This is a genomic window from Thermococcus sp. MAR1 (genome assembly GCF_012027305.1).
GTDB lineage: Archaea > Methanobacteriota_B > Thermococci > Thermococcales > Thermococcaceae > Thermococcus.
Map to the genome: position 1 here is coordinate 1 of NZ_SNUF01000010.1, position 466 is coordinate 466.

1 pseudogene is annotated in these 466 nt (G+C 36.7%); it reads left to right on the top strand.

Going from position 1 to position 466, the window contains the following annotated elements:
• Positions 1–466, top strand: a pseudogene (locus E3E25_RS11310) (glycosyltransferase family 2 protein); the annotation flags it as partial.

Here is a 466-nt window from a genome sequence, read left to right on the forward strand (position 1 = left end):
TGTATTAGGTTATCCTTTTTCAAGAGGAAGAATTTTTGATGTGTTGGAGAAAGATGAAGCTCAATACAACACTGCATCAAAAGTATTCTGGGCTACGGGTGCTGCAATGTTTATAAAGAGTGAAGTGTTTCATGCATTGAATGGTTTTGATAAACAGTTCTTTGCACATCAGGAAGAAATAGATTTATGCTGGCGGATACAATTAGCAGGTTATGCTGTTTATGTTTGCCCTGCTTCTGTTGTGTATCATGTTGGTGCAGGTACATTACCACGCGGCGGAAGAAAAGTGTATTTAAACTTTCGCAACAACTTGGTTATGTTGTGTAAAAACCTTCCTTTATCAGAAAAAATATACAAGCTGCCGTTAAGGATTGTATTAGATGCTGTTTCTGCCTGGAAAGGGTTATTAAGCGGAGATACTTATTTTTTTACTGCCATTGTAAAAGCACATTATGCTTTGTTTAGT